This is a genomic window from Rhizobium sp. BK418 (assembly GCF_004341105.1).
Classification (GTDB): domain Bacteria; phylum Pseudomonadota; class Alphaproteobacteria; order Rhizobiales; family Rhizobiaceae; genus Rhizobium.
In genome coordinates this window covers 203387-229573 of record NZ_SLZK01000007.1, presented here as the reverse complement: position 1 = coordinate 229573, position 26187 = coordinate 203387, and the positions used below count along the sequence as shown (strand labels likewise).

At 59.7% G+C, this 26187-nt stretch carries 19 protein-coding genes and 1 pseudogene; 11 read left to right on the top strand and 9 right to left on the bottom strand.

The genetic code is table 11. The features are described from left to right. Positions 1–18: 18 nt before the first annotated feature. The 8 genes from glgB to EV281_RS25450 form a co-directional block, all read right to left on the bottom strand. Positions 19–2226, bottom strand: coding sequence for a 1,4-alpha-glucan branching protein GlgB (gene glgB / locus EV281_RS25485; RefSeq protein ID WP_132657050.1), 2208 nt, complete (start codon positions 2224–2226; stop codon positions 19–21). Further along, positions 2223–4685, bottom strand: a complete 2463-nt coding sequence (locus EV281_RS25480) for a glycogen/starch/alpha-glucan phosphorylase (protein WP_132657049.1) — start codon at positions 4683–4685, stop codon at positions 2223–2225. Before EV281_RS25480 ends, glgB begins: the two co-directional genes overlap by 4 nt. A gap of 276 nt (positions 4686–4961) precedes the next feature. Then, complete coding sequence (locus tag EV281_RS25475) at positions 4962–6146, bottom strand: TadE/TadG family type IV pilus assembly protein (protein ID WP_132657048.1); 1185 nt, start codon at positions 6144–6146, stop codon at positions 4962–4964. Between the two features lie 116 nt (positions 6147–6262). Further along, the gene (locus EV281_RS25470; RefSeq protein ID WP_132657047.1) at positions 6263–7150 is read right to left on the bottom strand and encodes a transglutaminase family protein; all 888 of its coding nucleotides are present in this window, start codon (positions 7148–7150) and stop codon (positions 6263–6265) included. After that, the gene (locus tag EV281_RS25465; RefSeq protein WP_132657046.1) at positions 7147–9558 is read right to left on the bottom strand and encodes a circularly permuted type 2 ATP-grasp protein; all 2412 of its coding nucleotides are present in this window, start codon (positions 9556–9558) and stop codon (positions 7147–7149) included. The genes EV281_RS25470 and EV281_RS25465 overlap by 4 nt, the downstream gene beginning before the upstream one ends. 14 nt (positions 9559–9572) lie before the next feature. After that, positions 9573–12893 (bottom strand): transglutaminase family protein, encoded by a 3321-nt coding sequence (locus tag EV281_RS25460; protein ID WP_132657045.1) that lies wholly within the window; start codon positions 12891–12893, stop codon positions 9573–9575. A 108-nt stretch (positions 12894–13001) separates the two neighbouring features. Then, complete coding sequence (locus EV281_RS25455; RefSeq protein ID WP_132657044.1) at positions 13002–14384, bottom strand: sensor histidine kinase; 1383 nt, start codon at positions 14382–14384, stop codon at positions 13002–13004. Then, positions 14381–15058, bottom strand: a complete 678-nt coding sequence (locus EV281_RS25450) for a response regulator transcription factor (RefSeq protein ID WP_132657043.1) — start codon at positions 15056–15058, stop codon at positions 14381–14383. Before EV281_RS25450 ends, EV281_RS25455 begins: the two co-directional genes overlap by 4 nt. Before the next feature lie 181 nt (positions 15059–15239). Here EV281_RS25450 and EV281_RS32015 point away from each other — a divergent pair, with 181 nt between their 5' ends. The 8 genes and pseudogenes from EV281_RS32015 to EV281_RS31275 all read left to right on the top strand — a co-directional run bounded on the left by EV281_RS32015 (position 15240) and on the right by EV281_RS31275 (position 23260). Beyond that, on the top strand, positions 15240–15365 hold the full coding sequence (locus EV281_RS32015) for a hypothetical protein (RefSeq protein WP_281027486.1): 126 nt from the start codon (positions 15240–15242) through the stop codon (positions 15363–15365). Positions 15366–15405: 40 nt separating this feature from the next. Beyond that, positions 15406–15939, top strand: a pseudogene (locus tag EV281_RS25445) (GNAT family N-acetyltransferase); the annotation flags it as partial. A gap of 43 nt (positions 15940–15982) precedes the next feature. Beyond that, positions 15983–17047: an ABC transporter substrate-binding protein gene (locus EV281_RS25440; protein WP_184328084.1), complete on the top strand. Its 1065-nt coding sequence runs from the start codon at positions 15983–15985 to the stop codon at positions 17045–17047. Between the two features lie 454 nt (positions 17048–17501). After that, the gene (locus EV281_RS25435; RefSeq protein ID WP_132657041.1) at positions 17502–19427 is read left to right on the top strand and encodes a methyl-accepting chemotaxis protein; all 1926 of its coding nucleotides are present in this window, start codon (positions 17502–17504) and stop codon (positions 19425–19427) included. Positions 19428–19767: 340 nt separating this feature from the next. Continuing rightward, on the top strand, positions 19768–20712 hold the full coding sequence (locus EV281_RS25430) for a tripartite tricarboxylate transporter substrate binding protein (protein ID WP_132657040.1): 945 nt from the start codon (positions 19768–19770) through the stop codon (positions 20710–20712). Further along, positions 20709–21200, top strand: a complete 492-nt coding sequence (locus EV281_RS25425) for a tripartite tricarboxylate transporter TctB family protein (RefSeq protein ID WP_132657039.1) — start codon at positions 20709–20711, stop codon at positions 21198–21200. Before EV281_RS25430 ends, EV281_RS25425 begins: the two co-directional genes overlap by 4 nt. A 92-nt stretch (positions 21201–21292) precedes the next feature. Beyond that, the gene (locus EV281_RS25420; RefSeq protein ID WP_132657038.1) at positions 21293–22810 is read left to right on the top strand and encodes a tripartite tricarboxylate transporter permease; all 1518 of its coding nucleotides are present in this window, start codon (positions 21293–21295) and stop codon (positions 22808–22810) included. Positions 22811–23089: 279 nt separating this feature from the next. Beyond that, entirely contained in the window at positions 23090–23260 is a 171-nt protein-coding gene (locus tag EV281_RS31275; RefSeq protein WP_165911956.1) for a hypothetical protein, read from the top strand. Positions 23261–23386: 126 nt separating this feature from the next. Here the strand turns inward: EV281_RS31275 and EV281_RS25415 are convergent, their stop codons facing one another. Beyond that, positions 23387–24481 carry a DUF475 domain-containing protein gene (locus EV281_RS25415; protein ID WP_132657037.1) on the bottom strand — a complete coding sequence of 365 codons (1095 nt, stop codon included), beginning with the start codon at positions 24479–24481 and terminating at the stop codon, positions 23387–23389. Positions 24482–24852: 371 nt separating this feature from the next. On the opposite strand from EV281_RS25415, the gene EV281_RS25410 reads away from it, so the two are divergent. The 3 genes from EV281_RS25410 to EV281_RS25405 all read left to right on the top strand — a co-directional run bounded on the left by EV281_RS25410 (position 24853) and on the right by EV281_RS25405 (position 26182). After that, the gene (locus EV281_RS25410) at positions 24853–25092 is read left to right on the top strand and encodes a hypothetical protein (RefSeq protein ID WP_132657036.1); all 240 of its coding nucleotides are present in this window, start codon (positions 24853–24855) and stop codon (positions 25090–25092) included. A gap of 38 nt (positions 25093–25130) precedes the next feature. Then, positions 25131–25307 (top strand): hypothetical protein, encoded by a 177-nt coding sequence (locus EV281_RS31270; protein WP_165911955.1) that lies wholly within the window; start codon positions 25131–25133, stop codon positions 25305–25307. Between the two features lie 233 nt (positions 25308–25540). After that, entirely contained in the window at positions 25541–26182 is a 642-nt protein-coding gene (locus tag EV281_RS25405) for a hypothetical protein (protein WP_245508354.1), read from the top strand. The last annotated feature ends 5 nt before the right edge of the window (positions 26183–26187 follow it).

Here is a 26187-nt window from a genome sequence, read left to right as displayed (position 1 = left end):
TTCTCCTCCCACCAGTCACTAATTCTCGGGTTCAAGCATGATTGTCGCCAGCGGCGGCAGGGTTATCGAGCAGCTTGTCTCACCGCCGGCATCGACGGCCTGCACGCGCCCGCCATTGCCCTTTCCGCTGCCGCCATAGATGTCGGCATCGGTATTGAGGATTTCCCGCCAGCGTCCTGCGGACGGCAGACGAACCGAGTAGTTCTCGCGATAGACGGGCGTGAAGTTGCTGATGACGACGATAGGCTTCTGGCCCGGCGCCTTACGCAACCAAGCAAAGACCGAGTTTTCGTAGTCATCGGCGATGAGCCATTCGAAGCCGTCGCCTTCGCAATCGCGGGCATGGAGCGCTGGCTTGCTGCGGTAGGTGAAGTTCAGGTCGCGCACCAGGCGGCGCATGCCCTCGTGCATACGATATTGCAACAGGTTCCAGTCCAGCGCCTTGCTCTCGCTCCACTCGGCCCATTGGGCAAATTCCTGCCCCATGAAGAGCAGTTTCTTGCCGGGATAGCCCCACATGAAGGCGTAATAGGCGCGCAGGTTTGCGAATTTCTGCCAGTCGTCGCCCGGCATCTTGGCGATCAGCGAACCCTTGCCATGCACCACTTCATCGTGGGACAGCGGCAGGACGAAATTTTCGGAATAAGCATAGAGTAGGCCAAAGGTCAGCTCATTGTGATGATGCCTGCGATGAACAGGATCGCGGCTCATGTAGCTCAGCGTGTCGTGCATGAAGCCCATGTTCCACTTGAAGCCGAAGCCAAGGCCGCCTTCGTGAACCGGCTGCGAAACTTTCGGCCAGGAGGTCGATTCCTCGGCAATGGTCATGACGCCGGGATGCTCGCCGTAGATGCGGGTATTGAGGTTCTGCAGGAAGCGAACGGCTTCCAGGTTTTCATTGCCGCCATACTCGTTGGGGATCCATTCGCCATGCTTGCGCGAATAGTCGAGATAGAGCATCGAGGCGACGGCATCGACGCGGAGGCCGTCGAGATGGAACTTCTCGGCCCAGTAGAGGGCGTTGTTGACGAGGTAAGATACGACTTCGGTGCGGCCAAAATTGTAGATCGCCGTGTTCCAGTCCGGGTGGAAGCCCTTTCGCGGGTCGGCGTGCTCATAAAGTGCAGTGCCGTCGAACCAGCCGAGACCATGCTCGTCCGTCGGGAAATGTGCCGGCACCCAGTCGAGTATCACGCCGATGCCGACCTTATGGCAGCCGTTGACGAAACGGGCGAAACCTTCCGGTTCGCCGAAACGGGCCGTCGGAGCGTAGAGGCCGGTCGTCTGATAGCCCCAGGAGGGGTCGTAGGGGTGTTCGGTGATCGGCAGGAACTCGATATGGGTAAAACCCATATCGACGCAGTAGGGGATGAGGCTTGAGGCAAGCTCGTCCCAGGACAGCATGGAGCCATCCTGTCGACGCTGCCAGGAGCCGGCATGAACTTCATAGATGCTGATCGGTTGCCGGCGCTTGTCGGTTTCGCGCCAGTGCTTCAGATGCTCCTCGTCCTGCCATTCCTGTGAAAGCTCGGCGGCCGTCACGGAGGCGGTTTTCGGGCGAAGTTCGCTGCGGCGAGCGAAGGGATCCGCTTTCAGCGGCAGCAGCACACCGTCGTGACCTCGGATTTCGAATTTGTAGGGGACTCCGAGAGGTACATCGGGGGCAAAGATCTCCCAGATGCCTGAATCGGATCGGAAGCGCATGACATGACGGCGACCGTCCCAATTGTTGAAATCGCCGACGACGGAGACGCGCTGCGCATTCGGCGCCCATACAGCGAAGTGAATGCCGGTCGTCCCTTCGTGCTTGATACGATGAGCCCCCATCTTATCAAACAGCCGCAGATGCGAACCTTGCCGAGCGTAATAATCGTCCATCGGCCCGAGTACCGGGCCGAAGCTGTACGCATCGGTCACCGCCCATTCGGCGTCAGCGCGGCGGGCACGATAGCGCACCGGCTGAAATTTGGTAATGGAGACCTGGCCGGCAAAAATACCATCCGGATGAAGCTGATGGAGATCGCCGATCGGTGTTCCATCCAGCGTCATCGCCGTGACGGCTTCGGCGCCTGGAAGGAAACATCTGGTAACGAAGGTCTCGCCGACCTGGTGCACGCCCAGGACGGCAAAAGGATTGGCCTGCGAGCCGCTGAGGATTGCCGCGATTTCGTCTGCCGAAATTTCCCAGGGAAGCTTCACTTCAGGGGCGGCTTTCGGTGGCTTCATCCGGCTCTCCAGATCTCATCGGCATATTGTCTGATCGTACGGTCGGACGAGAACCAGCCCATCCGTGCCGTATTGTTGATCGTCTTCTCGTACCAGGAGGACTGATTGGTCCAAATCTGGTCGACCTCGCGCTGGGCGGCGGCATACGCATCGAAGTCGCCGGCGACCATGAACCAGTCGTGCGAATAGATGCCATCGATGAGACCGGTGTAACGGTTGCGGTCATCGGGAGAGAAGACGCCGGAGCTGATGGCAGCCAGCGCCTGCGCCAGCTCACGCGAGCCTTCAATGATCGCGCGAGGATTATGGCCCTCGCTGCGGATCTTGGCGACTTCGTCGGCTTGCAGGCCGAAGATCACGATATTGTCTTCGCCGACATTGTCGCGCATCTCGACGTTGGCGCCGTCGAGCGTGCCGATCGTCAGCGCGCCGTTGAGGCCGAATTTCATGTTGCCGGTGCCTGACGCTTCCATGCCGGCAGTCGAGATCTGCTCGGAGAGATCCGCGGCTGGAACCATGACTTCTGCAAGCGAGACATTGTAATTCGGCACGAAGACGACCTTCAGCAGGCCGCGGACGGACGGGTCGTTATTGATCGTGCGGGCAACATCGTTGATGAGCTTGATGATGAGCTTGGCATTGTAGTAGCTCGGCGCCGCCTTGCCGGCGAAGAGTTTTACGCGCGGCACCCAGTCCAGCTCGGGGTGCGAACGGATCTGGTCGTAGAGTGCGACAGCTTCGACGATGTTCAGGAGCTGGCGCTTGTACTCGTGGATGCGCTTGATCTGGATGTCGAACATCGCCGACGGATCGAGCTTCACGCCCATGCGGCTGGCGACGAGATTGGAGAGCGCCACCTTGTTCGCGCGCTTTACGGCTGCAAACTTCTGCTGGAAGCTCGGGTCCGTTGCGAATTTGTCGAGTGCACGCAGCTTTTCGGCGTCATCAAGGAATTCATCGCCGATCGCCTCGCGCACCAGGCTGGTGAGGCCTGGATTGCACTGCTGCAGCCAACGGCGCGGCGTGATGCCGTTGGTCTTGTTGTTGATGCGGTCGGGATAGAGCTTATGCAGGTCGGCGAAGACCGTGACCTTCATGAGGTCCGTGTGCAGCGCGGAGACGCCATTGATCGAGTGTGAGCCGACAAAGGCGAGGTTACCCATGCGCACGCGGCGTTCGCCGCTCTCGTCGATCAACGAGATCGAACGGATTTCCGTGTCGGAGAAATTGCGGGTCTTGCGGGCTTCGATGAGGACCTTGGCGTTGATCGCGTAGATGATCTGCATGTGGCGCGGCAGCAGACGCTCGAAAAGCGGAACCGGCCAGCTTTCCAGCGCTTCGGGAAGAAGCGTGTGGTTGGTGTAGGAGATGGTGCGGCGGGTAATGTCCCAGGCCGTATCGAAATCCAGTCCGTGCACGTCGCAGAGCAGGCGCGTCAATTCGGCAACGGAAACGGCTGGGTGCGTATCGTTGAGCTGGATCGCCACCTTATCCGGCAGGGATGTGAAGTCGTCATACTGCTGCAGGTGACGACGCAGGATGTCCTGGAGCGATGCGGACGAGAAGAAATATTCCTGGCGCAGACGCAGTTCCTGCCCCGCGGGCGTCGCATCGGCCGGATAAAGAACGCGCGTCAGGCTTTCGGCCCTGTTGCTCTCGCGTAGCGCGCCTATGTGGTCGCCGGCATTGAAAGCATCGAGCAGGATCGGGTCGATCGGCTGCGCCGACCAAAGGCGCAGCGTATTGACGCGCTTGCCGCGCCAGCCGACGACAGGAGTGTCGAAGGCGGCAGCGATGACGCGCTCGGCTGGCTTCCAGACATAGCGCGGCTGTTCGTCATGGCCGGTTATGACCTCGATCGATCCGCCGAAGCCGATCTCATACGCACTTTCTCGGCGTTCGAATTCCCAGGGATTGCCGTGAGCGAGCCAGTTTTCCGGCAATTCCACTTGCCAGCCATCCGCCATCTGCTGACGGAAGAGACCGTGAACGTAGCGGATGCCGTAGCCGTAGGCCGGCACATCGACGGTTGCCATCGATTCCATGAAGCAGGCGGCGAGGCGGCCGAGACCACCGTTGCCGAGTGCGGCATCGGGTTCGAGGCCGGCAATGACATTGATATCGACGCCGAGCGAAGCCAGCGCATCCCGAACCTCTTCCATCAGGTTGAGATTGGAGACGGCGTCACGCATCAGGCGCCCGATCAGAAATTCGAGAGACATGTAATAGACGCGCTTGGCGCCGGTCTCATAAACCTTGCGGGTGGATTCCATCCACTTGTCGATGATGCGGTCACGCACCACGAGGATGGTTGCCGTCAACCAGTCATGCGGCTTTGCAACCTTGGCATCCTTGCCGATCCGGTAGGTCAAACGCTCGATGATTTCCTCGGCGAGGATTTCTGGCCGTGAACTGCGCGGAGCGGGGGAAGGAATGGTCGGCTTCGAAACAGTATTCATGGTCAGTCTCGCCAATTTTGATTTGGTTACAGTATGTTATGCCTGATTCAATCGATTTGTCGCTTACGCCGACAGGGCAGTTTATGCACCGTTATCACGCACTTGCAACAAGGGAATCGGGTAAACGAAAAATTTGCGGAACCTTCATATTTGAGGGGATTAAGGGACTTGATTTCAATCGGTTTTCCCGATCTGATGGGTGGAATAAGGATCAAACGAAAAGCCGCCCCGGTTTGTTCCGGGACGGCTTTTTGATTGAGAGAACGGAGGCTTTGATTACTGCGTCAGCAGGGTTTTGTCGGCGGCCGCGTTCTGCCCAATGGCCTGAAAGGCGGCAATGAGGTCGTTCATACTTTCTGCCTGGAAGTAGTAGGTAGGTCCACTGGCGCACGTGCTCAGGAGGTTTTTTCCCGCTTCGGGGGCCATGAATGCGATCGAATAGATATTGATCCCGTCCTTTTTGGCATTGGCGCAGGTGGCCAGCGTCTTCGTGTCGGATGCAGAATTGTTGTTTTCACCATCAGTCATGAAGACGATATATTTAGTTAGCTTGTTGTTGCCGGCATCAGCCTGAATCTTTGACTCCGAGCCTCCACCTGTCGAATTCAGGCCATTATAGGCTTTCTCCATCGGCACTGACGATTCCGTGTTGCCGCCTGCCGACATCGTATCGATGACTTCGGTCCTCGTCTTGGAAGTGCCCCAGTTGAAGTTATTAGAGTCCTGGATGGTGCCGCTCCACGCGATTGCGTTGGTGCGAACGTATTTGGATTGCGGGTCGGCCTTGTCCAACTGATCGAGAAGAAGGTTGGCAGCCGTCTTCAATGCGTCAATTTTCTTAATATAGCACGGGCTCTTCGTACCGATCGACTGACCGCTGGTATTATATTGCTTGCAACTCGTTGTCGGCACAATCTTGGTGCCGGTATTTGCGAGCATCGAGCCGGATTCGTCGAGAACGAGCGTCATAGAAACCGCGCTACGCTCCTGGCTGATGCCGCCGGTTGAGGTGCCTGCCGCCGCTATCTTGGACGTTTTGAATCCTAGGACGTTCATGAATGGCGTCAGGCTCAGCGGATAGGACGTATTGACCGAGATCTTGTAGCTTTTGCCGCCTGACGAGGTGGTCGTGTCGATGTTCACGGCCGTCGATGTTTCCAAAGCACTGATAGTTGCCGCATCGACATAGTTTGCCATCTGGCCGATCACGAAATCCTTGGCGAGGGTCTTTGCCTGATCGTCGGTGGTGACCTTGCCGGCAGAAAGTGCGGACGCTGCTGCAAGAGCTCCAGCGTCGGCTGCTTCTTGTAGCTGGCGCTGCGAAGCCATGATGTTCATGGTATCAATCGCGAAGCCTGCGGCGCCGATGAGCACCGGCAGCAATATTGCCGTCATCATACCGAAATTGCCACCACGGTCGCGCCGCAGCCGATCAAGAAGCGAATGCAGGGTGTTCATCATGTCCACCGATTCAAGGGAGCCCTAATTAGGCGCTATTGATGGACCAGATGACTTTAACGGCCGCTAAAACAGTGTCTAAAATTCTAGGAAAACCGCGGTTTTTTCCTATTTCGGGATTATTTCAGCGGAATTACGTCCACCGCCTGCACGGAACGCTGGCTTCCATAGCTTTTGAGTACACCGATAACGGGAGCGACATCGGCATAGTCACGGCCATACGCGACGACGATATGGTCGGTGCCTGCGGGAATATTGTTGGTGGGATCGAGCTCAATCCAGCCTGCCGTTTCTCCGCACCAGACCCGCACCCAGGCATGCATGGCGTCAGCCCCCTCCAGCCGTTCCTTGCCGGGAGGCGGAATGGTGCGCAGGAAGCCGGAGACGTAGCCGGCGGGAATGCCGAGACTGCGCAAGGCAAGGATCATCACATGGGTAAAGTCCTGACAGACGCCACGCTTCAGTTCGAACGATTCCAACGGCGTCGTGTCGACGGTTGTCGCCTCCGAATCGTAGGTGAAATCCTTATTGATACGGGCGCAGAGCGCGTAAGCGATCTGCATGACCGTCAGCGAAGGCTGGACGCAGGCCTTTGCGTATTCGGTGATCGCCTTGGTTTCCGTCAGGCGCGGACTGTCGCCAAGGAAATGATGGGGGGATTCCGGATCGAGCGACCAGATGCCGGCGACTTCTTTCGGCAGGTCGGCCAGCAATGGCGAGAAGTCGGCCGATATGACCTGGCTTTCGACCTGTACGCGGGCCTGCATGCGGATATCGAGGGTTTCATGCGGCGAGCGCAGCAGGAAGGATGTTGCCGGATGCTCGAAAAAATCGACGAAGTACGATTGTTCGTCGGGCTGCGGCGAAATGCTGATCGAGCCTGCGATCAGGCGTTGCCGGTTCGCCAGCGAGAGTGGCATGAGGCGCATGATATGGCGCGCACCGGATGCCGGCGTGTCGTAGGCATAGCCCATATGCAGGGTAAGATCGTAGAGCAGGGCCGTCATCCGAGATAGGTCTGCGCCAGGAGGTCGGAGAGGAGCTCCAGCTCGCGCTCGAGCCGGTGGTAGACATCGCTGTTCATCGTCTCCGGCGTCATGACGGCAAGTCCGGAATGCAGGCGCATTGCCTCGCGGTAGAAGGGCGACATCTGGCCGTTGATGAAGGCGTTCGGCAGCTGTTCAACCTCGCGATGGATCTCGTTCATCTGGAAGAGGATCGAGCGCGGGTTGAGCGGATCGAGCGCCAGGAGGTCGGTGACCGTCAGCCGTGCGGTGTTGACGTTGTAGCGGCGGCGGTGGGTCATGACGCTGTCGCCGATTTCGAGGAGCATGTCGAGCGCGCCATCGGGCGCTTCCGGGCCGGACATGCGGCCGAGAAGCCGCGTCATGTGCAGGCCGCGTTCTATGTAGCGGCCGAGCGAGAGGAAGCGCCAGCCGGTGAAACGATACATGTTTTCATGCACGAGGCCGGCAAAACCTGCGAGCTTGCGCAGCAGGATGGTCATCGCGTGGCTGGCGTCGTCGCCTGACGTAATCGTCGTATGGAAGCGGCGCGCGGTCTTGGCGAGATCGTTGAGGGCAAGCCACCCGTCAGGCGAGAAACGGTCGCGGATATTGCTTGCGGAATAGACGGCGCTGTCGATATTGCGCAGCAGCGATTCAGGCACAGGTTCGGCCGTATCTATGTCGACGGCGGCAAGATACTCGGTGACGTCGGCCAGAAGCGGCTGGTTCGGGTCGGCCGCCTCTGCATAACGCGCATGCCAGGCACGCAGGATGCGCAGCGCACCTTCGGCGCGCTCGATATAGCGACCCAGCCAGAAGAGGTTGTCGGCGGCGCGGCTCGGCAGGCTGCCCGGCATGTTACGGGTGAAGCTGCCTTCCGCGGGCAGAAGCGTGTGGCGCTCGACCGGCTTGCCGCTGACGATCCAGACATCGGCAGCTGCTCCACCGGATTGCATGGCAATGGCGGAGACATCGTCTCCCGAGCCGATGCGGGCAAAGCCGCCGGGCATGATCTGCCAGCCATTGGCGGTGCGAGCGGCGAAGACGCGCAGCGACATCGGCCGTGGTGTCAGTTTGCCATTGACCCAAGCAGGCGTGGTCGAGAGGGTGACGACTTCCTGGCCGACAAGTTTTGCGCCGTCGCTGGTCAGCCAGTCGGCAATCGAAGTCTTCGCGGTGGCGCGAAGCGATGAGCCGAGGACGGATTCGCCACCGTCATCGAAAAACGGCGCGCGGGAATAGGCCGGGCCAATCACCATCTTTTCGATATTGGCTGCTACATGGTCGCGCTCCTCCTTTTGACCGCACCACCATGTGGCGATGGACGGCAGGCGAAGATCTTCGCCCAGCAGATTGCGACAGACTGCGGGCATGAAGGCGAGCAGGGCGCGGGTTTCGAGAACCCCTGTACCGAGCGCGTTGACGATGGTAATGGTTTCGGCGCGCAGCGCCTCCACGAGCCCGGGGGTGCCGATATGCGAGTTCTGGTTCAGTTCCAGCGGATCGGCATAGGCGGAATCGAGGCGCCGCCAGAGCACGCCGATCGGCTTCAGTCCGGCAACGGTGCGCACCATGACGCGGCCGTTGACGACGGTCAGATCCTCGCCTTCGAGGAGCATGAAGCCCAGATAGCGGGCAATATAGGCATGTTCGTAATAGGTTTCGTTGGCCGGGCCAGGGGTCAGAACCGCGATGCGGTCGTCACCGGAATGTTTCATCGTCTGCAGCGCATCGCGGAAAGCGCCGAAGAAAGAAGCGAGGCGATGAACCGGTGTTTCGGCGTAGATGTCAGAAAAGGATCGTGTGGTCGCAACGCGGTTTTCGAGCGCAAAGCCCGCACCGGAAGGTGCCTGCGTGCGGTCGGCCAGCACCCACCAATTGCCATCGGGGCCACGACCGATCTCGAAGGCGCAGAAATGCAGATAGTGACCGGTTGCCGGTTTCACGCCAACCAAAGGCCGCTGGAATTCAGGGTTGGCTGCAATGAGGGCGGGAGGGATGATGCCCTCTTCCACAAGTCTGTTTTCGCCGTAGATATCGGCAACCATCGCCTCCAGGAGATCGGCGCGCTGGACGAGGCCGGCCGAAAGCGCCTGCCATTCGCGCTCGTCTATCAGCACCGGAATGTGGGAGAGCGGCCAGGCGCGCTCGCCACTGCCTTGGGCACCATAAGCGCGATAAAAGACGCCGGCATCCCGCAGGTAGCGGTCGGCGCGGGCGAGACGCTCGGCCAGATCTCTCTCGGACATGGCGTTCAGATGGGCGATGAAACGCTGCCAGACCGGCCGAATGGCGCCGTTATTGTCGACCATCTCGTCGGCGGTGCCCGGCAGGGGCGCATAATCGAAGACCGTGCCGTCGCGGTCTCCGATTTCGTCCCTCAATTCCAGTGCAGGCTTTTTGCCCATCAGACCCAGTTTCTTCAAATTCCAACAGGCCGCCTCAGATCCAGCGTGAGCGGGAATTCAGGCGAGGCCGTCTCGGCGCGCGGAATATAACCGCCTGCCGTGTGTCCCCACGGTTCGAAACGCGCAAGCCGGCGTGCTTCCGCCTCGTTGCCGTTGACCGGGAACGTGTCATAGTTCCGGCCTCCCGGATGGGCAACGTGATAGATGCAGCCGCCGATCGAACGTTTCGACCATGTATCATAAATATCAAAAGTCAAAGGCGTATTCACCGGCAGCACCGGATGTAAACCAGAAGCTGGTTGCCAAGCTTTGAAGCGCACGCCGGCGATGGACACGCCTGACGTAACTGTCGGGGTCAAGGGCACGATCCGGCCGTTGCAGGTTACGGTATAGCGCGAGGCATTACCGGTTTCGAGGCGGACTTGCAGGCGCTCCACCGACGAATCGACATAGCGCACCGTGCCGCCGATCGCGCCCTGCTCGCCCATCACATGCCAGGGTTCCAGCGCCTGCCGCAGTTCCAGTTTCGAGCCTTCGTATTCGACTTCGCCGCAGAAGGGAAAACGGAATTCGAGCTGCGCCTTGAACCATTCGGGGCTCAAGTCGAAGCCATTTTCACGCAGGTCCGCCAAGACATCGAGAAAATCCTGCCAGGCATAATGCGGCAGCATGAATCGGTCATGCAGTGTGGTGCCCCAGCGCACGAACTTCCCGTCCGCGGGATTCGCCCAGAAGCGGGCGATCAGCGCGCGCACCAGCAATTGCTGGGCAAGCGACATGCGGGCATTCGGCGGCATTTCAAAGCCGCGGAACTCGACGAGGCCGAGGCGACCGGTTGGCCCATCTGGCGAGAAGAGCTTGTCGATGCAGATTTCGGCCCGGTGCGTATTGCCGGTCACGTCGACCAGGAGGTTGCGGAACAGGCGGTCGACCAGCCAGGGCAGGGGCTGTAGGCCGCGACCGGGTGCCGGTATCTGCGCCAGTGCGATTTCCAGCTCATAGAGGCTATCGTGGCGGGCTTCGTCGATGCGCGGCGCTTGACTGGTCGGGCCGATGAAGAGGCCCGAGAAAAGGTAGGAGAGAGACGGATGACGCTGCCAGTGCAGGACGAGGCTCTTCAGCAGATCCGGACGGCGCAGGAAGGGACTGTTGTTCGGATTGCTGCCGCCGACAACGACGTGGTTACCGCCGCCCGTACCAGTATGGCGGCCGTCGATCATGAACTTGTCGGCGCCGAGGCGGCTTTCTCGCGCCTCCTCATAGATGGCCGTGGTTATGTCGACCGTTTCCTTCCATGTCGAGGAAGGATGGATGTTGACCTCGATGACGCCGGGGTCGGGCGCAACGCGGATGACATTGATGCGTTCGTCCTGTGGCGGTGCATAGCCTTCGATATGGACAGCAAGGCCGAGAGCGGAAGCTGCGCGTTCGATCGAGGCGATGAGATCGAGATAATCTTCCAGCGTCTCGGTCGGGGGCATGAAGACGCAGAGGCGGCCGTCACGCGGCTCGACGGAAATCGCGGTGCGGATGTGACCGTCGATTTCGCTGGCCGACTGCGGCATGGTCGGCTGCTGACCGGTGAAGGGCTGGAAGTGTGCGGTCTGCAGCTCGCGTCCCCTATCCTGTCCGAAATCCGGCAGTTCCGGTCGCTGCACGAAGGGATCGAGCGGGTTGATATAGGGATATTGCGATGGCGGAATATAGGCGAGGGAATTGAGCGGCAAGCGATAGCCGACCGGGCTATCGCCCGGCACGAGGAAGATGCGGCCGCGCCGCGTCGACCATTTTTCGCTCGTCCAACTGCGGCCGCTGGCCCGTGCATTCCAGGCCTGAACAGGCAGCACATAGCCGGTCGGACGGGTCAATCCGCGATCGAAGACGCGGGCGATACGCGCGCGCTCCTCGGCATCTTTGAGTTTGGAATTCGACGGATCGACATTTTCGGGGAGGCTTGATTCCTTGACCAGCCATTCGGCGGGATCTTCGAAAGCCGGGGTCACAAAATCGGGCGCCAGATCGAGCTCGCCGGCGATTGCGGTCAGCAGACGGCCGGCATCGTCCTCCGTGACCTGATAGTTCCGGCCTTCGTTGGCGACGAGACTATCATAGGACCAGATCGGCAGGCCGTCCTTGCGCCAGTAGAGCGAGAAGGTCCAGCGCGGCAGGCTTTCGCCAGGATACCATTTGCCCTGGCCGTAATGCAGGAAGCCGTTTGGTGCGAAGCGGGCGCGCAGCCGCCGGATGAGCGTGTCGGCCTTCTCGCGTTTCGTCGGGCCGACGGCCTCCGTGTTCCATTCGGCAGACTCGAAATCGTCAATTGAGACGAAGGTCGGCTCGCCGCCCATGGTGAGGCGCACGTCTTCGGCTTCAAGGATGCGGTCGACCTTCTCACCGAGTTCGTTGAGTTCATCCCAGGCATCGTCGGAAAACGGCTTGGTGATGCGCGGATGCTCGGCGACGCGCGCAACCTTCATGTCGAAGGCGAATTCGGTTTCGGCTTCGCCGTAATAACCACCCGATATCGGTGCGGCGTTGCGATAATGCGGAGTCGCGGCAAGCGGAATATGGCTTTCGCCGGTCAAAAGGCCCGAGGTCGGGTCGAGGCCGATCCAGCCGGCGCCGGGGAGATAGACCTCCGCCCAGGCATGCAGGTCAGTGAAATCATATTCCGTGCCCGAGGGGCCATCGAGCGCCTTGAGGTCGGGAGTGAGCTGGATAAGATAGCCGGAGACGAAGCGGGCGGCGAGGCCGAGATGGCGCAGGATCTGGACAAGCAGCCAGCTCGTGTCGCGGCAGGAGCCCTTGGCGATCTCAAGCGTTTCTTCCGGCGTCTGAACGCCTGCCTCCATTCGGATCACATAACCGATCTGCTGCTGCAGGCGCATGTTGAGGCCGACGACCATGTCGACCGTCTTCTGCTTGGAGCGGTCAAGCGTTTCCAAAAAGGCCTTCAGGCGAGGGCCAGGCTTTTCCGGCGTCATATAGATAGAGAGGTCTTCGCGAATGGTTTCCGGATAGTCGAAGGGCCACATCGTCGCTTCCTCTTCGACGAAGAAGTCGAAGGGATTGTAGACGGTCATGTCGGCAACGAGATCGACCTCGATCTTGAATTCGGTGACCGGATCGGGGAAGACGAAGCGAGCGAGATAGTTGCCGTAAGGGTCTTGCTGCAGGTTCACGAAGTGGTTCGACGGCGTGACCTTCAGCGAATGGCTCAAAACCCTCGTCTTCGAATGCGAGGCTGGCTTCAGGCGGATGATCTGTGGGCCGAGGCGGACCGGTTTGTCATATTGATAGTGGGTCAGATGGTAGATGCTGGCTTTGATCGACATATTGCTCTTTTTGTCCGCGTGCCGTTGATCGGCTTAGCTGTTCCCAGAGCCAGTGTGTGCAATGCAGCGAAAGAATGCAAGGCGGAAAGGTTAACGCGGTAACGGCGGTCAGGTGGCCCGGTTGAACGTCACCGATGCCTTGAGGCCTCTGCCGCCGCGACCGGGAAGGAGCGTAAGTCTCGCATTGAAAAGATTGGCGATTTCCTCGACGATCGGCAGGCCGAGTCCAGCGCCGGGCGCGCCGGAATCGTTGCCGCGGGAAAAACGCTTTCGGACTGCTTCCAGCTTTTCGGGCGGAATGCCGGGTCCATTGTCCTCGACTTCCAGCCGCACTGTCTCGGCATCTTCAACAATACGCACGGTTACCTCTGCGCCCTTGCCGGCGTAGGCGATGGCGTTGCCGGCAAGGTTGCGCAGCATTTCGCCGATCAGCAGCGGCTCGGCGCGGATCGTCGCAGGCCCCTCGCCCTCGAAACCGAGATCGATGCCGGCTTCGCCAGCTCGCGGAATCTGCTCGGCGGTGATCTCCTGGGCGATCGCGGTCAGATCGATGGCCGAAGCGGCCAGCGCCTCCTTGGCGGTCGCTGCATCGATCTTGGCCATCAGCAGAAGCTGGGCAAGGATGCGCTCGGCATGGGCCACGGCCTGATCGCCCTTCAGTGCGGCCTGCTGCGCTTCATCCAGTGAGCCGGCACGGGCCGAAAGCGCGAGCTGTGTTCGGATGATCGTCAGAGGCGTGCGGAGCTGATGGCTGGCATTGCCGGTGAAATTGCGTAGTGCATTGAGGGCCGATTGCAGGCGCACCATGAAAGAGTTGACGGTATCGACGAGCGGCTGCACTTCGCTCGGCACGGATTGTTCGATCGGATGGAGATCGTCAGGATTGCGCTCGCCGATGGCATCGCCGAGCTTGTAGAGCGGTCGCAGCGCCACAGTCACGGAAATCCAGACGATGATGGCCGCACCGGCAATCATGAAGGCAAGACGCAATGCGGAGCGGACGAGGATCGCCTGCGCGAGCTGGCGGCGGGCAATAGTGGTCTCGGCGACGGTAACGACGAAAGGCACGGAGCGGATGCCAGTCGAGGCGGAGCGCCTCAAGGTCGCGACGCGGATCGGCTCGCCACGGAAGACATCGTCGGCGAAGGCGGCCGTATCGCCTTGTGTTTCCTTCAATACGGGAAGAGCCTGATAGCCGGTTATGAATGTTCCGGGCGGGCCGTCGACGCGATAGAAGACGCGGTCCTGCGCTGCCGACGTCAGCATTTCCAGCGCAACATAGGGGATATCGACCTCAAGCGTACCGTCTTCTGCCACCACGACACGTTCGGCAATGGCGAGCGCAGAACCTGCGAGCACACGGTCGGAAACGATATTCGAGGTCTGCACGGCCTCGCGCCAGGTATCGGCAAGCGCCAGCATGCCGATAACGGCGGTGGAAACGAGCAGCCAGAAAAGCAATCGGCGCCGGAGCGAATAGGCTGCGGTCATGAGGTCTCGGACAGTTTATCGAGATAATAACCGATGCCGCGGGCGGTCTTCACCGTCAGGCCGTGCGGTAAAAGCCGTTTTCTCAGGCGGCTGACATACTGCTCTATGGCATTGGTGGAGATGTCGTCATCGAAAGCGGTCAGAGACTGTATGATCGCTTCCTTGGCGACGACTTTGCCGGCGCGCATGAAGAGGATTTCAAGAAGGCCGAGCTCGCGGGCTGGTATATCGAGCGGTGTGGCGCCGGCTGAAAAGGCGCGGGAGTTCAGGTCAAACGAAATCGATCCGAAACTGACGGTCGAGGAATGCAGGCCGGCCTGGCGGCGAAGGAGCACGCGGACGCGCGCCTCGAATTCAGCAATGTCGAAGGGTTTGATGAGATAGTCATCAGCGCCGAGATCCAGTCCTTTGACGCGTTCTTCCGGGGAGCCGCGTGCCGTCAGGATGAGCACAGCCGCGCGGCTGCCGCGGGCGCGCATGGCACGCAGCACATCGAGCCCATCCATCTCCGGCAAGTTCAGATCGAGAATGACGAGATCGAAATTCTCCGCTGCAATCACGGCATTGGCCGAGGCCCCATCATGGACGACATCCACCGCGTGACCTGTGCCGCGCAAGATCGCCGAAAGGCCATCGGCCAGCGCGATATTGTCTTCGGTAAGCAGGATACGCAACTGATGTTTCCCTCGATTTTTGGGGGAGTCTATCAGGGATGGCATCCGGCTGTCACAGCGATTCTGGGAATTGGTGAATGGAAGATCCGAACGCGCATCCACTCCGCCGACACATCCGGCCGAGGAGAGTGGCACTCGCGCGCAAGAAGATCGATCAGGCTGCCTGGAGAATGTTGATACCGTGGTCACGCTCATGATGCGACCGATCGCTCCCGACGTCAGCGGGCCTTTCAGCGCTTCGTTGGACGTGGCGGCTTCGAAGAAGGCGGTCAAGTCCTCATCGGCGATCGACATCATGACGGCCTGAAGGATGGCGAGAGACAGAGCCTCATGGTAACTTCGAGAAGGCTCGTAGGGAGGCTTTTCAGATGGGGGACCTGTCAGTCGCGCTTGCGGAAACTCCGGAAGAGATCGATGCTGTTCGGCATCTCAGTCGCGCCTTCAGGCAATGGCTTTACGACAATTATCCGGCCGAACGGTCGCAGGTGGAGCTCTACTATGATCCCGAAAAGTTCGAGACGTTGCTCGCTGAGCTGCCCCATATCCATGCAAGGCCGCAAGGTGCGATGTTTCTGGCACGCCTCGACGGAGAGAACGTCGGCTGCGTGATGCAGCATGAGATTGCGCCCGGCATTTCGGAAATGAAGCGGCTTTTCGTTTCAGAGAAGGCGCGTGGCAGCGGCGCGGCGCTTGCACTCTGCGAGGCCTCGCTGACCCGCGCCAGGAAAGACGGCTACCGCATGATGCAGCTTGACACCGGCTACCGGCAAGTCGCGGCGCAGAAGCTCTATCGTCGTCTGGGCTTTCGCGAGCGGGATGCCTATTATGCTGTCCCTGATGATCTCAAGCCTATTTTGGTTTTCTTCGAGCGTGAGCTTTGATGCTTCGCTTGTCTCGGTCTGTCTGGTCAGGCATTCTCTCTGCATGAGGAGCCTTTTCATTCTGCTTTTTTGCCTTGTGCCCGGCCTTGCAGCCGCAGAGCAGGTCTTCTACCCGGCGAAGTCGGGCAATGCCGATGCGCCGGTGTTGACGGTCTATTCCTCGCTCGACGAGCCGCTCGCGCAGCCGATGATCCGCGGTTTTCAGGAGGCCAATCCGGATGTGGCGGTCAAATATGAGGACATGCTGACCGGGGATATTCATGACCGCATCGTCAAAGAGACGGATGCCGGCTTCAAGACGGCGGACTTCGCCTTCTCTTCCGCGATGGACCTGCAGGTGAAGCTTTCCAACGATGGCTACGCTCAGGTGAGCAATCTGCCGATGAGCGCCCAGTGGCCGAAATGGGCAAACTGGCGCAACACGGCCTATGCGTTGACCTTCGAACCCGCTGTTTTCGTCTATCACAAGCCAAGTTTTGCCCATGAAACGGTGCCGAGCTCGCGGGCAGAATTCGTCGATTATCTGAAGCGCAAGGGCAACGAGGTTTACGGACGGATCGGCACCTATGACATCGAACGGTCCGGTGTGGGTTTTCTCTTCATGGCGAGAGACCAGGAACAGTTCGGCGACATTTGGTCGGTAATCGGCGCGATGGGGGCGGCGGGTGTAAAACTCTATTCCACGAGTTCGGCGATCCTCGAGCGTGTGGCCGACGGGCGCTTCGTGCTCGGCTACAATATTCTCGGCTCCTATGCGGCTGACTGGGCTTCGCGTCACCCTGACGTCGGCATCGTGCTGCCGAAGGACTATACGGTCGTAATGTCACGCATCGGCCTGGTACCGCAGGCTGCAGCCGAGCCGGAACTCGGGCGGCGCTACCTCGCCTTCTTCATGTCGAAGGAGGGGCAGACGATCATGGCTCGCGAGCTGCAGATCCCTGCCGTCAGCCCCGAAGTGGCGGGTGAGAACACCGCCAATACGTTGCAGGAACTGCTCGGCGCACAGTTGCGTCCCGTGCCGGTTAGCCCAGGCCTGATGGTTTATCTCGATCAGGTGAAACGGGCGCGGCTGATTGCGCACTGGAACGAGGTGTTGCGAACGCAGTAAAAATTGAGGCCGCTCAATATAAAACCTGCGGGCTGACCAAAATAAATTACATGATCTCAATAACTAAGCGGCCCTCGAGAGGGATCCCTTCTCTCTTTTTTGATTAGAAAAATCGTCGCAGGGCGAAATATTTTCGCGGCGTTGCAATGTCCCAAAATGGAGGATTCTATTGAGAATTTATGTCAATAAGTAATATTTATTAGCGAAACTCGGTGCGGTGGCGTCGCATTATTACAGCTGATTCTACAACTTTTGATTTTTTATTGATAATTCTCAGTGCCGCCATTTAGCGAAAATTAAGCAAAATCCTGCGGTTATTTCCAGCATGAAATCATCGCAGCAAGCTCGTCGCCGAGCGACTGCGCAGACGCATGATGTCGCAAACAGTCTTCCTTTTCCCGGGCCGGGGTAGATGCGCGACCATGCATCTCTCCATATTTAGAGGTTTTATTTCATGACGCGTCCAAATGTGAAAACGTCAATGATCGGCATATTTTCACTGATTGCCGTTCTGTTCGCACTGTCCGCTATTATTTCTATTCGTGGCCTGAACACGTTCAACAGGAATGCCGATAATTTCGCGACCAGCTTCCTACCGGGGGTTTCGAAGGCCTTGGATATCCAGATTGCGCGTTATTCGCTGCGCGGTTCCTATGGCGACTACGTCATGGGCCGTGCCGAAAACGGCTCGGACAGCTATGAGAAGAAGATCAAGTCGAAGCAAGGCGACCTGCTGAAGGCCGTGGCCGACTATAAGGAGCAGGTCGACACCGATGCCGAGCGTGAAGCCTTTGCCAAAATAGACGATGCGGCGACCAAATATGCCGCCGCCGGCGATCAGCTGATCGCGCTCGTCAAAGCAGGCGACAAGGAAAAGGCGCTCAACGTTTTCCAGAATGATGTCGGACCGATCGCCGATGACCTAGCAGCCGCCGTCGACAAGGTGGTGAAGTTCAACAAGGCGTCGGCAGCTGATGCAGCCGAGCAGAACAATGCCGAGTTCGAGAAGGCGCTGCTGCTGCTCTCCATCATCCTTGGCGTCAGCGCCCTGCTGGTTTGCGGCTCGGCCTATTTCGGCATCGCAGGCATTGCCAATGCGATCAGCCGCATCACCGGCTCCATGCGCTCGCTGGCCGGCGGTAACACGCAGGTGATCGTCGCCGATATGAAGCGCGGCGATGAAATCGGCGAAATGGCAAAGGCCGTCGAAGTCTTCCGCCAGGCTGCGATCGAGAACCAGAACCTGCAAGCCGAAGCAGAGAGAAACCGCAAGCAGGCCGAAGCCGACCGCGTCCGGCTGACACGCGACGCCGAAGCTGCTGCGCAGGCGCGCCTCAACGAAGCAACCGCGGGTCTCGCCTCGGGCCTCAAGCGCCTTGCAGGCGGTGACCTTAGCTTTCAGCTCCACGAAGCTTTTGCACCTGATTTCGAGCCGCTCCGCCACGACCTGAACGGTGCCGTCCTCCAACTCGGCGATACGATGAAGTCAATCGCGTCTTCCGCCGGTGCGATTGATAACGGCACCCGCGAAATCGGTAGCGGTTCGGACGATCTTTCCCGCCGCACCGAGCAGCAGGCCGCCTCCCTCGAGCAGACCGCCGCAGCCCTCGATCAGATCACCATCAATGTGTCGAATTCGTCGAAGCGTGCTGACGAGGCCCGTCAGGTTGCGATCCAGGCAAACGACAGCGCCACGCGCTCGGGCATGGTCGTCGCCAACGCCATCGATGCGATGCAGAAGATCGAGCAGTCCTCGAACCAGATCTCCAATATTATCGGCGTCATCGACGAGATCGCCTTCCAGACGAACCTGCTGGCGCTCAACGCCGGCGTGGAGGCAGCACGCGCCGGAGAAGCCGGCAAGGGCTTTGCGGTGGTCGCACAGGAAGTGCGCGAACTTGCCCAGCGTTCTGCGGCAGCCGCCAAGGAGATCAAGGATCTGATCCGCAATTCGTCGGTCGAAGTGCAGGGCGGCGTGCAGCTCGTCCGCGAGACTGGCGATGCCCTAAAGACGATCGAAAATCTGATCGTATCGATCAATCAGCACATGGACGCAATCGCAACGTCGTCGAGAGAGCAGTCGACCGGTCTTAAAGAGGTCAACAGCGCCGTCAACCAAATGGACCAGGTGACCCAGCAGAACGCTGCTATGGTCGAGGAGACCAATGCAGCAAGCGCAACGCTTGCCGCCGAAGCTGGACGTCTTCGCGATCTTATCGCGAACTTCAAGCTCTCTGGCGATGACAACCAGGCATCCACGGATGCGGCAGCGCTTCGCCGTACGGCATCGGCCATGGCACGCCCAAGCCAGCGGCCGCCCCGGCCTATCGCAGCAACGGCAACGCTGCCGTTCTGCAGGAATGGTCCGAGTTCTAATTAGGGAAACATGAGGGGCGAGGTTTGCCATCGGCGAACCTCGCCTTTGTGCATTGATACTGCTGCTGTGATCAGTTCTTTCATATCACCACTTCCCGTGAGCGCAGGTCGCCGAATTGCGGCAAAAAAGTGTCTTTCCGCACTAGATATCTCGCCAATGTCAGCTAAATGACAGCTTCATATGATGGCTTGGGCTACTTCCTCTCCGTGGAGGCGGAGAGTTGAAGAATTTCCGGGGGGAGTTCCGCTCGCTATCAGGACAATTGGGTCCGCCGATCGGTAATATCCTCTCATTTCAAAAATAGCACTAGCGGTCCGCTCAGCCGCAGCATGGAGGACACATCGTGAAGCATACTTTCATCGCAACTCTTTTGGCAGCGGCTATTGCGCTGCCGGCCTATGCGGCCGATTACACCATCATCGCTCCTGCAGCGCCCGGCGGCGGCTGGGACCAAACGGCCCGCTCGCTGCAGACGGTTCTGCAGCAGGAGGGTATTTCCAAGAGCGTTCAGGTTCAGAACGTACCGGGCGCCGGTGGCTCTATCGGCCTTGCTCAGTTCAGCAGCCAGAGTGCTGGCAATCCGAACGCTCTCATCGTCGGCGGCTATGTCATGGTTGGCGCGCTGCTGACCAACAAGTCGGCCGTCACGCTGAAGGACGTTACCCCGATCGCTCGCCTGACCGGCGAATATGAAGCGATCGTCGTTCCGGCCGCGTCCGACATCAAGACGCTTGCCGACCTCGTCGCCAAGCTGAAGGCCGATCCCGGCGCCGTTTCCTGGGGCGGCGGCTCTGCCGGCGGTACCGACCACATCGCCGTCGGCCTGATTGCCAAGGCTTCCGGTGTCGATCCGACGAAGATCAACTATGTCGCCTTCTCGGGCGGTGGCGAAGCGCTCGCCGCTATTCTCGGTGGCCAGGTCACGGCCGGCATTTCGAGCTACAGCGAGTTCGAATCGCAGATCAAAGCCGGGTCGCTGCGTCTGCTCGGCGTTTCCAGCGACACTCGTATCCCCGGTGTTGACGCGCCGACCTTCAAGGAGGCCGGTACCGACGTTTCCATCCAGAACTGGCGCATGGTCGCCGCCGCTCCGGGCCTGACGGATGAAGAAGTCGCCTCGATCGCTTCCGACTTCGACAAGCTGCATAAGTCTGCCGCTTGGCAGGAAACCCTTAAGACCAAGGGCTGGGCCGACACCTATCTTGCAGGTGACGAGTTCAAAGCACAGCTTGAAAAGGATGTCTCGGCGACCGAAGGCATTCTCAAAGAAATCGGTCTCGTTCAATGAGTGAAGCCGATAACATTTCGGCAACGAAGCGCCGCCCAGATTGGGCGGCGCTGGCCATTGCCGTTTTCCTCATCGCCGTCGCGGCCGTCGTGTTCTGGGATGCGACACATCTGAAGACGATCGCGCAATATGATCGTATCGGCCCATCCACGGTACCGAAAGCCATCGCCCTCGGCCTCTTCTGTCTTGGCATCTGGACTATCGTCGAGAGCTGGCGCGGCGAGTTCCCTGAACGTGAACATCAGGAAGTGGCGCCCGTCATCTGGGTCGTCGCAGGCCTAGCCGGGCAGATGCTGCTCCTGCGCACCGCCGGCTTCTCAATTGCGACCGGTGTGCTCTTTGCGCTGACCGCACGCGGCTTCGGCAAGCGTCAGATTTGGATCTCATTGCCCGTGGGCATCGTGCTGAGCTTCATCGTCTGGGCGATCTTCTCGCAGCTCCTGCAGCTCACGCTGCCGGCCGGCCCGCTCGAACATCTATTCTTCTGACAGCACTCGCCTCGCGCCAAGCGCTGTCAGTTTTTTGCTTTTTGCGCGGACGGTCCTAGTGCCCCAAAGGAGCCGCCGCTTGGGACAAAGACATGAGCACATTTGAATTCCTCTGGCAGGGCATTCTGGTTGCTGCGCAGCCGATCAACCTGCTCTACGCCCTCATCGGCGTGACCCTCGGCACGGCCGTCGGCGTGCTGCCGGGCATCGGGCCGGCTCTGACCGTGGCGCTTCTCCTGCCCGCCACCTACAAACTCGATCCGGGCGGGTCCCTCATCATGTTCGCCGGCATCTATTACGGCGGTATGTATGGCGGTTCGACCACCTCGATCCTCCTGAACACACCCGGCGAAAGCTCCTCGATCGTGACAGCGCTGGAGGGCAACAAGATGGCCCGCGCAGGCCGCGGCGGACCGGCGCTCGCCACAGCCGCCATCGGCTCGTTCGTCGCCGGCCTCATCGCGACACTCGGCCTTGCTTTCGTCGCCCCCTATATCGTCAAGCTCGCGCTCGTTTTCGGCCCGCGCGAATATTTTGCGCTGATGGTACTTGCCTTCGTCACCGTCTCCTCGGCTTTCGGAGATTCGGCGCTGCGCGGTCTTACCTCGCTCTTCATCGGCTTTGCGCTCGCCATGGTCGGTATCGACCAGCAGACGGGCCAGGCGCGTCTCTCCTTCGGCATTCCGGACCTGCTGGATGGTATCGAGGTGACGACGCTTGCTGTCGCGATGTTTGCGATCGGCGAGACGCTCTACATTGCCGCTCAGGGCAACCGCGGCGAGGACAAGGTGGAAGCGGTGCGTGGCTCGCTCTGGATGAACGCCCAGGACTGGGCTCGTTCCTGGAAGCCCTGGCTGCGCGGCACGATTATCGGCTTCCCGATCGGCGCCATGCCTGCCGGCGGCGCCGAAATCGGTACCTTCCTTTCCTATGCGACGGAAAAGCGCCTGTCGAAGAACCCGGAGGAATTCGGTCATGGGGCCATCGAAGGCGTTGCCGGCCCTGAGGCAGCCAATAATGCCTCCGCCGCGGGCACCTTGGTGCCGCTGCTGACCCTCGGCCTGCCGACATCGGCAACCGCAGCAATCATGCTCGCCGGCTTCCAGCAATACGGCCTGCAGCCGGGGCCGCTGCTTTTTGCAACCAACCCGCAGCTCGTCTGGGGTCTTATTGCCAGCCTGCTTATCGCCAATGCGATGCTGCTCGTATTGAATCTCCCGATGATCGGCCTCTGGGTTCGCCTGCTGACGGTTCCGAAGCCGTGGCTCTATGCCGGCATCCTGCTGTTTGCGACGCTCGGCACCATCGGGGCCAACCCGTCGGTCTTCGAACTCGGCATGCTGCTCGCGTTCGGCCTGCTCGGTTACATCATGCGGATCTTCGGCTATCCGATCGCGCCTGCCGTCGTCGGACTTATCCTCGGGCCGCTGGCGGAGCAGCAGCTCCGCCGTGCGCTGTCGATCAGCCAGGGCGATGTAACCACCCTCGTAATGTCGCCGATCGCTTGCGGCCTGCTCATCGTCGCAGCTGCCGCTTTCCTCATTCCGCTGATCTTGAGATTGCGTGGCCGCGGCCAGGTTCTCTCGCAGCTCGCGGCAAATGAAGATTAAAACAAAAAGACGACCCTGACCCCTAATTCAGGCTGGCCGTGGCGACGTGGCCGGCCATTTCTTTGCGGTTTGCTATTTCTCAATTGAGGGGTTTTTTAGTAGTTATCTGAATTAGAAGCGGAAATGTGGATTTCTCGCAGGAGATTTCTGGGCGGTTTTTGTTTGCCGACGAAAGAAATATGCGCTTCTTGCATAGCAGCGGTGATTTCCTGCGCGTTGTAGGTGCATTCGGGCCTCCCCACCTGTCACTAGTCAATTACAGAGCGAGAGGAAAAGAAGATGTCCGCTATCAGAAAGTCGATCCACAATGGTTTCCTGGCACGCGCTTTTGCAGCGCTCGGAGCCGCAAACGCAGTCAGTGCCGCTGTTGAAGGTGGTCGCAAGCCGCGCGCCCGTGACCTGCAGGAACTGGGTATCGATCCGGTGAACTTCGGCCGCGTCATCCGGTAAGACGCGTCAAATGCCTGGATTGAAATCCAAACCATGCATTCAATGAATAAGCTCGCAGCCGTTGGTCGCGGGCTTTGTCTTTTGGATATACGAGCCGCAGCGCCAGACCGCCACGGCTTTTGAGTGTCAGGCGTGCAGGCGCTCCCGCTCGGGAGCGTGCGTTTCCCTTTGTCGCTCCTGTCTGTTGTAGCGGATCGACGACCAGAGCGAGACACCGATCAGGGCCGCGCCGCCAAGGCCGGTGATCACTTCGGGAATATGCGTCAGAGTCTGCACATACATGATCACCGAGAGGATCAGGATGGCATAGAAGGCGCCATGTTCCAGGTAGCGGTACTCCGCAAGCGTTCCCTTCTCCACCAGCATGATCGTCATGGAACGCACATACATGGCGCCGATGCCGAGGCCGATGGCGATGACGAAGAGGTTTTGGGTCAGCGCAAAGGCCCCGATAACGCCATCGAAGGAGAAGCTGGCATCAAGCACTTCCAGGTAGATGAAAGCGCCGAGGCCGCCTCTTGCGGCCTCACTCATCGCGCGCTGCGATGCATCGAGAAGGCCGCCGATGACTTCCACCGCCAGGAAGGTCACGAGACCATAGATCGCACAATAGACGAAGGTGGTCGCGTCCTCGCCCTCCAGGAGATGGGAGAACAGCAGGATCAGCAGGAGTACAAAGGCGATCTCGATGCCTTTGATCGTGGCTGAACGCGCCATGACCCGCTCCAGCCAGCCGATCCAGTGCACTTCCTTCTCATGATTGAAGAAGTAAGTAAGACCGACCATCATCAGGAAAGTGCCGCCGAAAGCTGCGATCGGCAGATGCGCATCATTCATGATGCGGGCATATTCGGCTGGCTCACGTGCCGCGAGCACGAGCGCTTCCCACGGACCGATCTTTGCCGCGATGGCGACGATTGCCAGCGGGAAGACGATGCGCATGCCGAAGACGGCGATGACGATGCCCCAGGTCAGGAAGCGATGCTGCCAGACTGGGGTCATTTCCTTCAGCTTATTGGCATTGACGATCGCATTGTCGAAGGAGAGCGATATCTCCAGAACGGCCAGTACGGTGCAAATAAAGAACACCGTGGCCATGCCACCCAGCGTGCCGGTCGACTGCCAGCCGAGGAGAGCACCGAGCGCAAGGCCGAGGCCTGTGACGATGAAGGCCCAGCGGAAATAGCCGAGCGAGGACTTCTGAGACTGAGGCTGGTTCATGGCTGCACCTCGCGGGCGCAAACCTGTTCGGAGGATAGGGTGAAGACAGAAAGGCGCATACCGCAACGGGCATGCGCGATTGGCATGGTGAGCTTTTTCATTGATGAAAAATCCGCCGGCTAAATTGCAGGCGGTACCGACATCACGAGAGCGCCGTAAAAACTCTCGCCAGAGGGGCCCGGCACCAGGTTTCCCCCGCAGCCGATGTCTGGATGAGGCGACGGGTGCTTCACTAGGTAGTGAAGTTGCGACGCCAGTCAAGGCGCCTGATCAGGCAGGGTTACGGTTTTCTCTGGAACCATACAGGCGCCCACCCGTTAAACCTAGCCGAGCCGATGAAACATCTCAGATACTCTTAAAGGAGGGCGACGATGCAAAATTCGACCCATGTTCCCGACAGGCGCGCGGAAGCCTCTGATCGCATGAAGCGGGCGAAACCGAACCGCATGCAGAAGGCCCAGGTTCTGCCTCCGCACCATGTCGACCTGACGTTGACGCCGGATGCCATTCATGACGTTCATGTGCCCGCGCATGTGAGCGGTAGCGATCTTTCAAAGGGTGGCCCCGACATCAAGAGCGACAATGCTCATGTCGCAAAGCCCGTCCGCTGAAAACCAGTTCCGCAATCGAAAAGACAGGTGAGACACGAATGACGATCAATCTTGTGCCGCGCGATATCTTCATCCGGCATGAATATGAATGGCAGGCTGTGCGCGATGCGGCCGAACGCCGGATAGATATAGGCAAGCGCGAGATGCCATCCCCACCCGTGAGTGGACAAACCGCAAAGCCCGCCAACTCGCCTTCGGTAGCGCAAGGCTGCTGAGCAAGGGAAAGTTTGAACGAAACGCCCGGCCAGATGCCGGGCGTTTTCATTTCCGGCAAGTATCGCGGCCTTGGAAAAGCGCTGCGCAGTCTTGCTTCGCCAACCTTTCGGAAAGGATTGGGCGGCGATAATCCGGCCCGTTGAAGGGAATCGGATCGATGGCCAAAACAGCAACACGCGGCCGCCGCAAGGCGCCGACAAAAAGGAAGAGCGTCGCATCCTCCGGAGGCGCAATGCCTTGGATGATGCTCGGCATTGCCGCGGTGGGTGCGATCGCCGCATATGACAACTGGAAGACCATTCGGCCTATGCTTGGCAAAGCGCCCGCTACGATCGTCCGCGAAACGGCTGAAGCCAAGCCCCAGGCGCCCAAGGAAGCATCGAGGCAGGTCGCCGTCGCAGCCCCTGCGGCCAAACCTCGGCCGACGAACGATCCGGTGCCGCCCGCAGCGATCCCCTCGGCTCCGGTGCCGACGGCAAAGATCGTGCCGGCCTCCATTTCTCCTGCTTCCTCGTCCTCCTCGGAAAGTGCCAAAGCGGCGTTCGGCTATTGCGGGCAGGGTGAGCATATCAATTGCGTCGGTGATGCCGGCACCTTCTGGTACAAGGGCGAGAAGATCGTCATCGCCGATATGGTCAGCCCCGATGTGGACCGCGCGCGCTGCGAAGACGAACGGAAGATCGCCTTTGCTGCCAAGTCACGGTTGCTCGCGCTTCTCAATGCCGGTCCATTCAATATGAACGCTGCCGGCAAGTCGGATGAGCGAGGTGCACCGCGCGTTGTTTCGCGGGACGGGCGTTCCTTCGGCACGCGACTGATTGACGAGGGTCTGGCCAGGAAGCCGGGGGCTGCCGGCGGCTCCTGGTGCGCCTAAGGGCA

What these genes read in the sequence shown, in the direction of transcription:
- EV281_RS25480 (WP_132657049.1), bottom strand. Translation starts at nt 4,685, where the DNA reads ATGAATACTGTTTCGAAGCCGACCATTCCTTCCCCCGCTCCGCGCAGT.
- EV281_RS25460 (WP_132657045.1), bottom strand. Translation starts at nt 12,893, where the DNA reads ATGTCGATCAAAGCCAGCATCTACCATCTGACCCACTATCAATATGAC.
- EV281_RS25405 (WP_245508354.1), top strand. Translation starts at nt 25,541, where the DNA reads ATGCCTTGGATGATGCTCGGCATTGCCGCGGTGGGTGCGATCGCCGCA.
- EV281_RS25465 (WP_132657046.1), bottom strand. Translation starts at nt 9,558, where the DNA reads ATGGGCAAAAAGCCTGCACTGGAATTGAGGGACGAAATCGGAGACCGC.
- EV281_RS25455 (WP_132657044.1), bottom strand. Translation starts at nt 14,384, where the DNA reads ATGACCGCAGCCTATTCGCTCCGGCGCCGATTGCTTTTCTGGCTGCTC.
- EV281_RS31275 (WP_165911956.1), top strand. Translation starts at nt 23,090, where the DNA reads ATGTCCGCTATCAGAAAGTCGATCCACAATGGTTTCCTGGCACGCGCT.
- EV281_RS25475 (WP_132657048.1), bottom strand. Translation starts at nt 6,146, where the DNA reads ATGATGAACACCCTGCATTCGCTTCTTGATCGGCTGCGGCGCGACCGT.
- EV281_RS25410 (WP_132657036.1), top strand. Translation starts at nt 24,853, where the DNA reads ATGCAAAATTCGACCCATGTTCCCGACAGGCGCGCGGAAGCCTCTGAT.
- EV281_RS31270 (WP_165911955.1), top strand. Translation starts at nt 25,131, where the DNA reads ATGACGATCAATCTTGTGCCGCGCGATATCTTCATCCGGCATGAATAT.
- EV281_RS25435 (WP_132657041.1), top strand. Translation starts at nt 17,502, where the DNA reads ATGACGCGTCCAAATGTGAAAACGTCAATGATCGGCATATTTTCACTG.
- EV281_RS25415 (WP_132657037.1), bottom strand. Translation starts at nt 24,481, where the DNA reads ATGAACCAGCCTCAGTCTCAGAAGTCCTCGCTCGGCTATTTCCGCTGG.
- EV281_RS25440 (WP_184328084.1), top strand. Translation starts at nt 15,983, where the DNA reads ATGAGGAGCCTTTTCATTCTGCTTTTTTGCCTTGTGCCCGGCCTTGCA.
- glgB (WP_132657050.1), bottom strand. Translation starts at nt 2,226, where the DNA reads ATGAAGCCACCGAAAGCCGCCCCTGAAGTGAAGCTTCCCTGGGAAATT.
- EV281_RS25425 (WP_132657039.1), top strand. Translation starts at nt 20,709, where the DNA reads ATGAGTGAAGCCGATAACATTTCGGCAACGAAGCGCCGCCCAGATTGG.
- EV281_RS25470 (WP_132657047.1), bottom strand. Translation starts at nt 7,150, where the DNA reads ATGACGGCCCTGCTCTACGATCTTACCCTGCATATGGGCTATGCCTAC.
- EV281_RS25420 (WP_132657038.1), top strand. Translation starts at nt 21,293, where the DNA reads ATGAGCACATTTGAATTCCTCTGGCAGGGCATTCTGGTTGCTGCGCAG.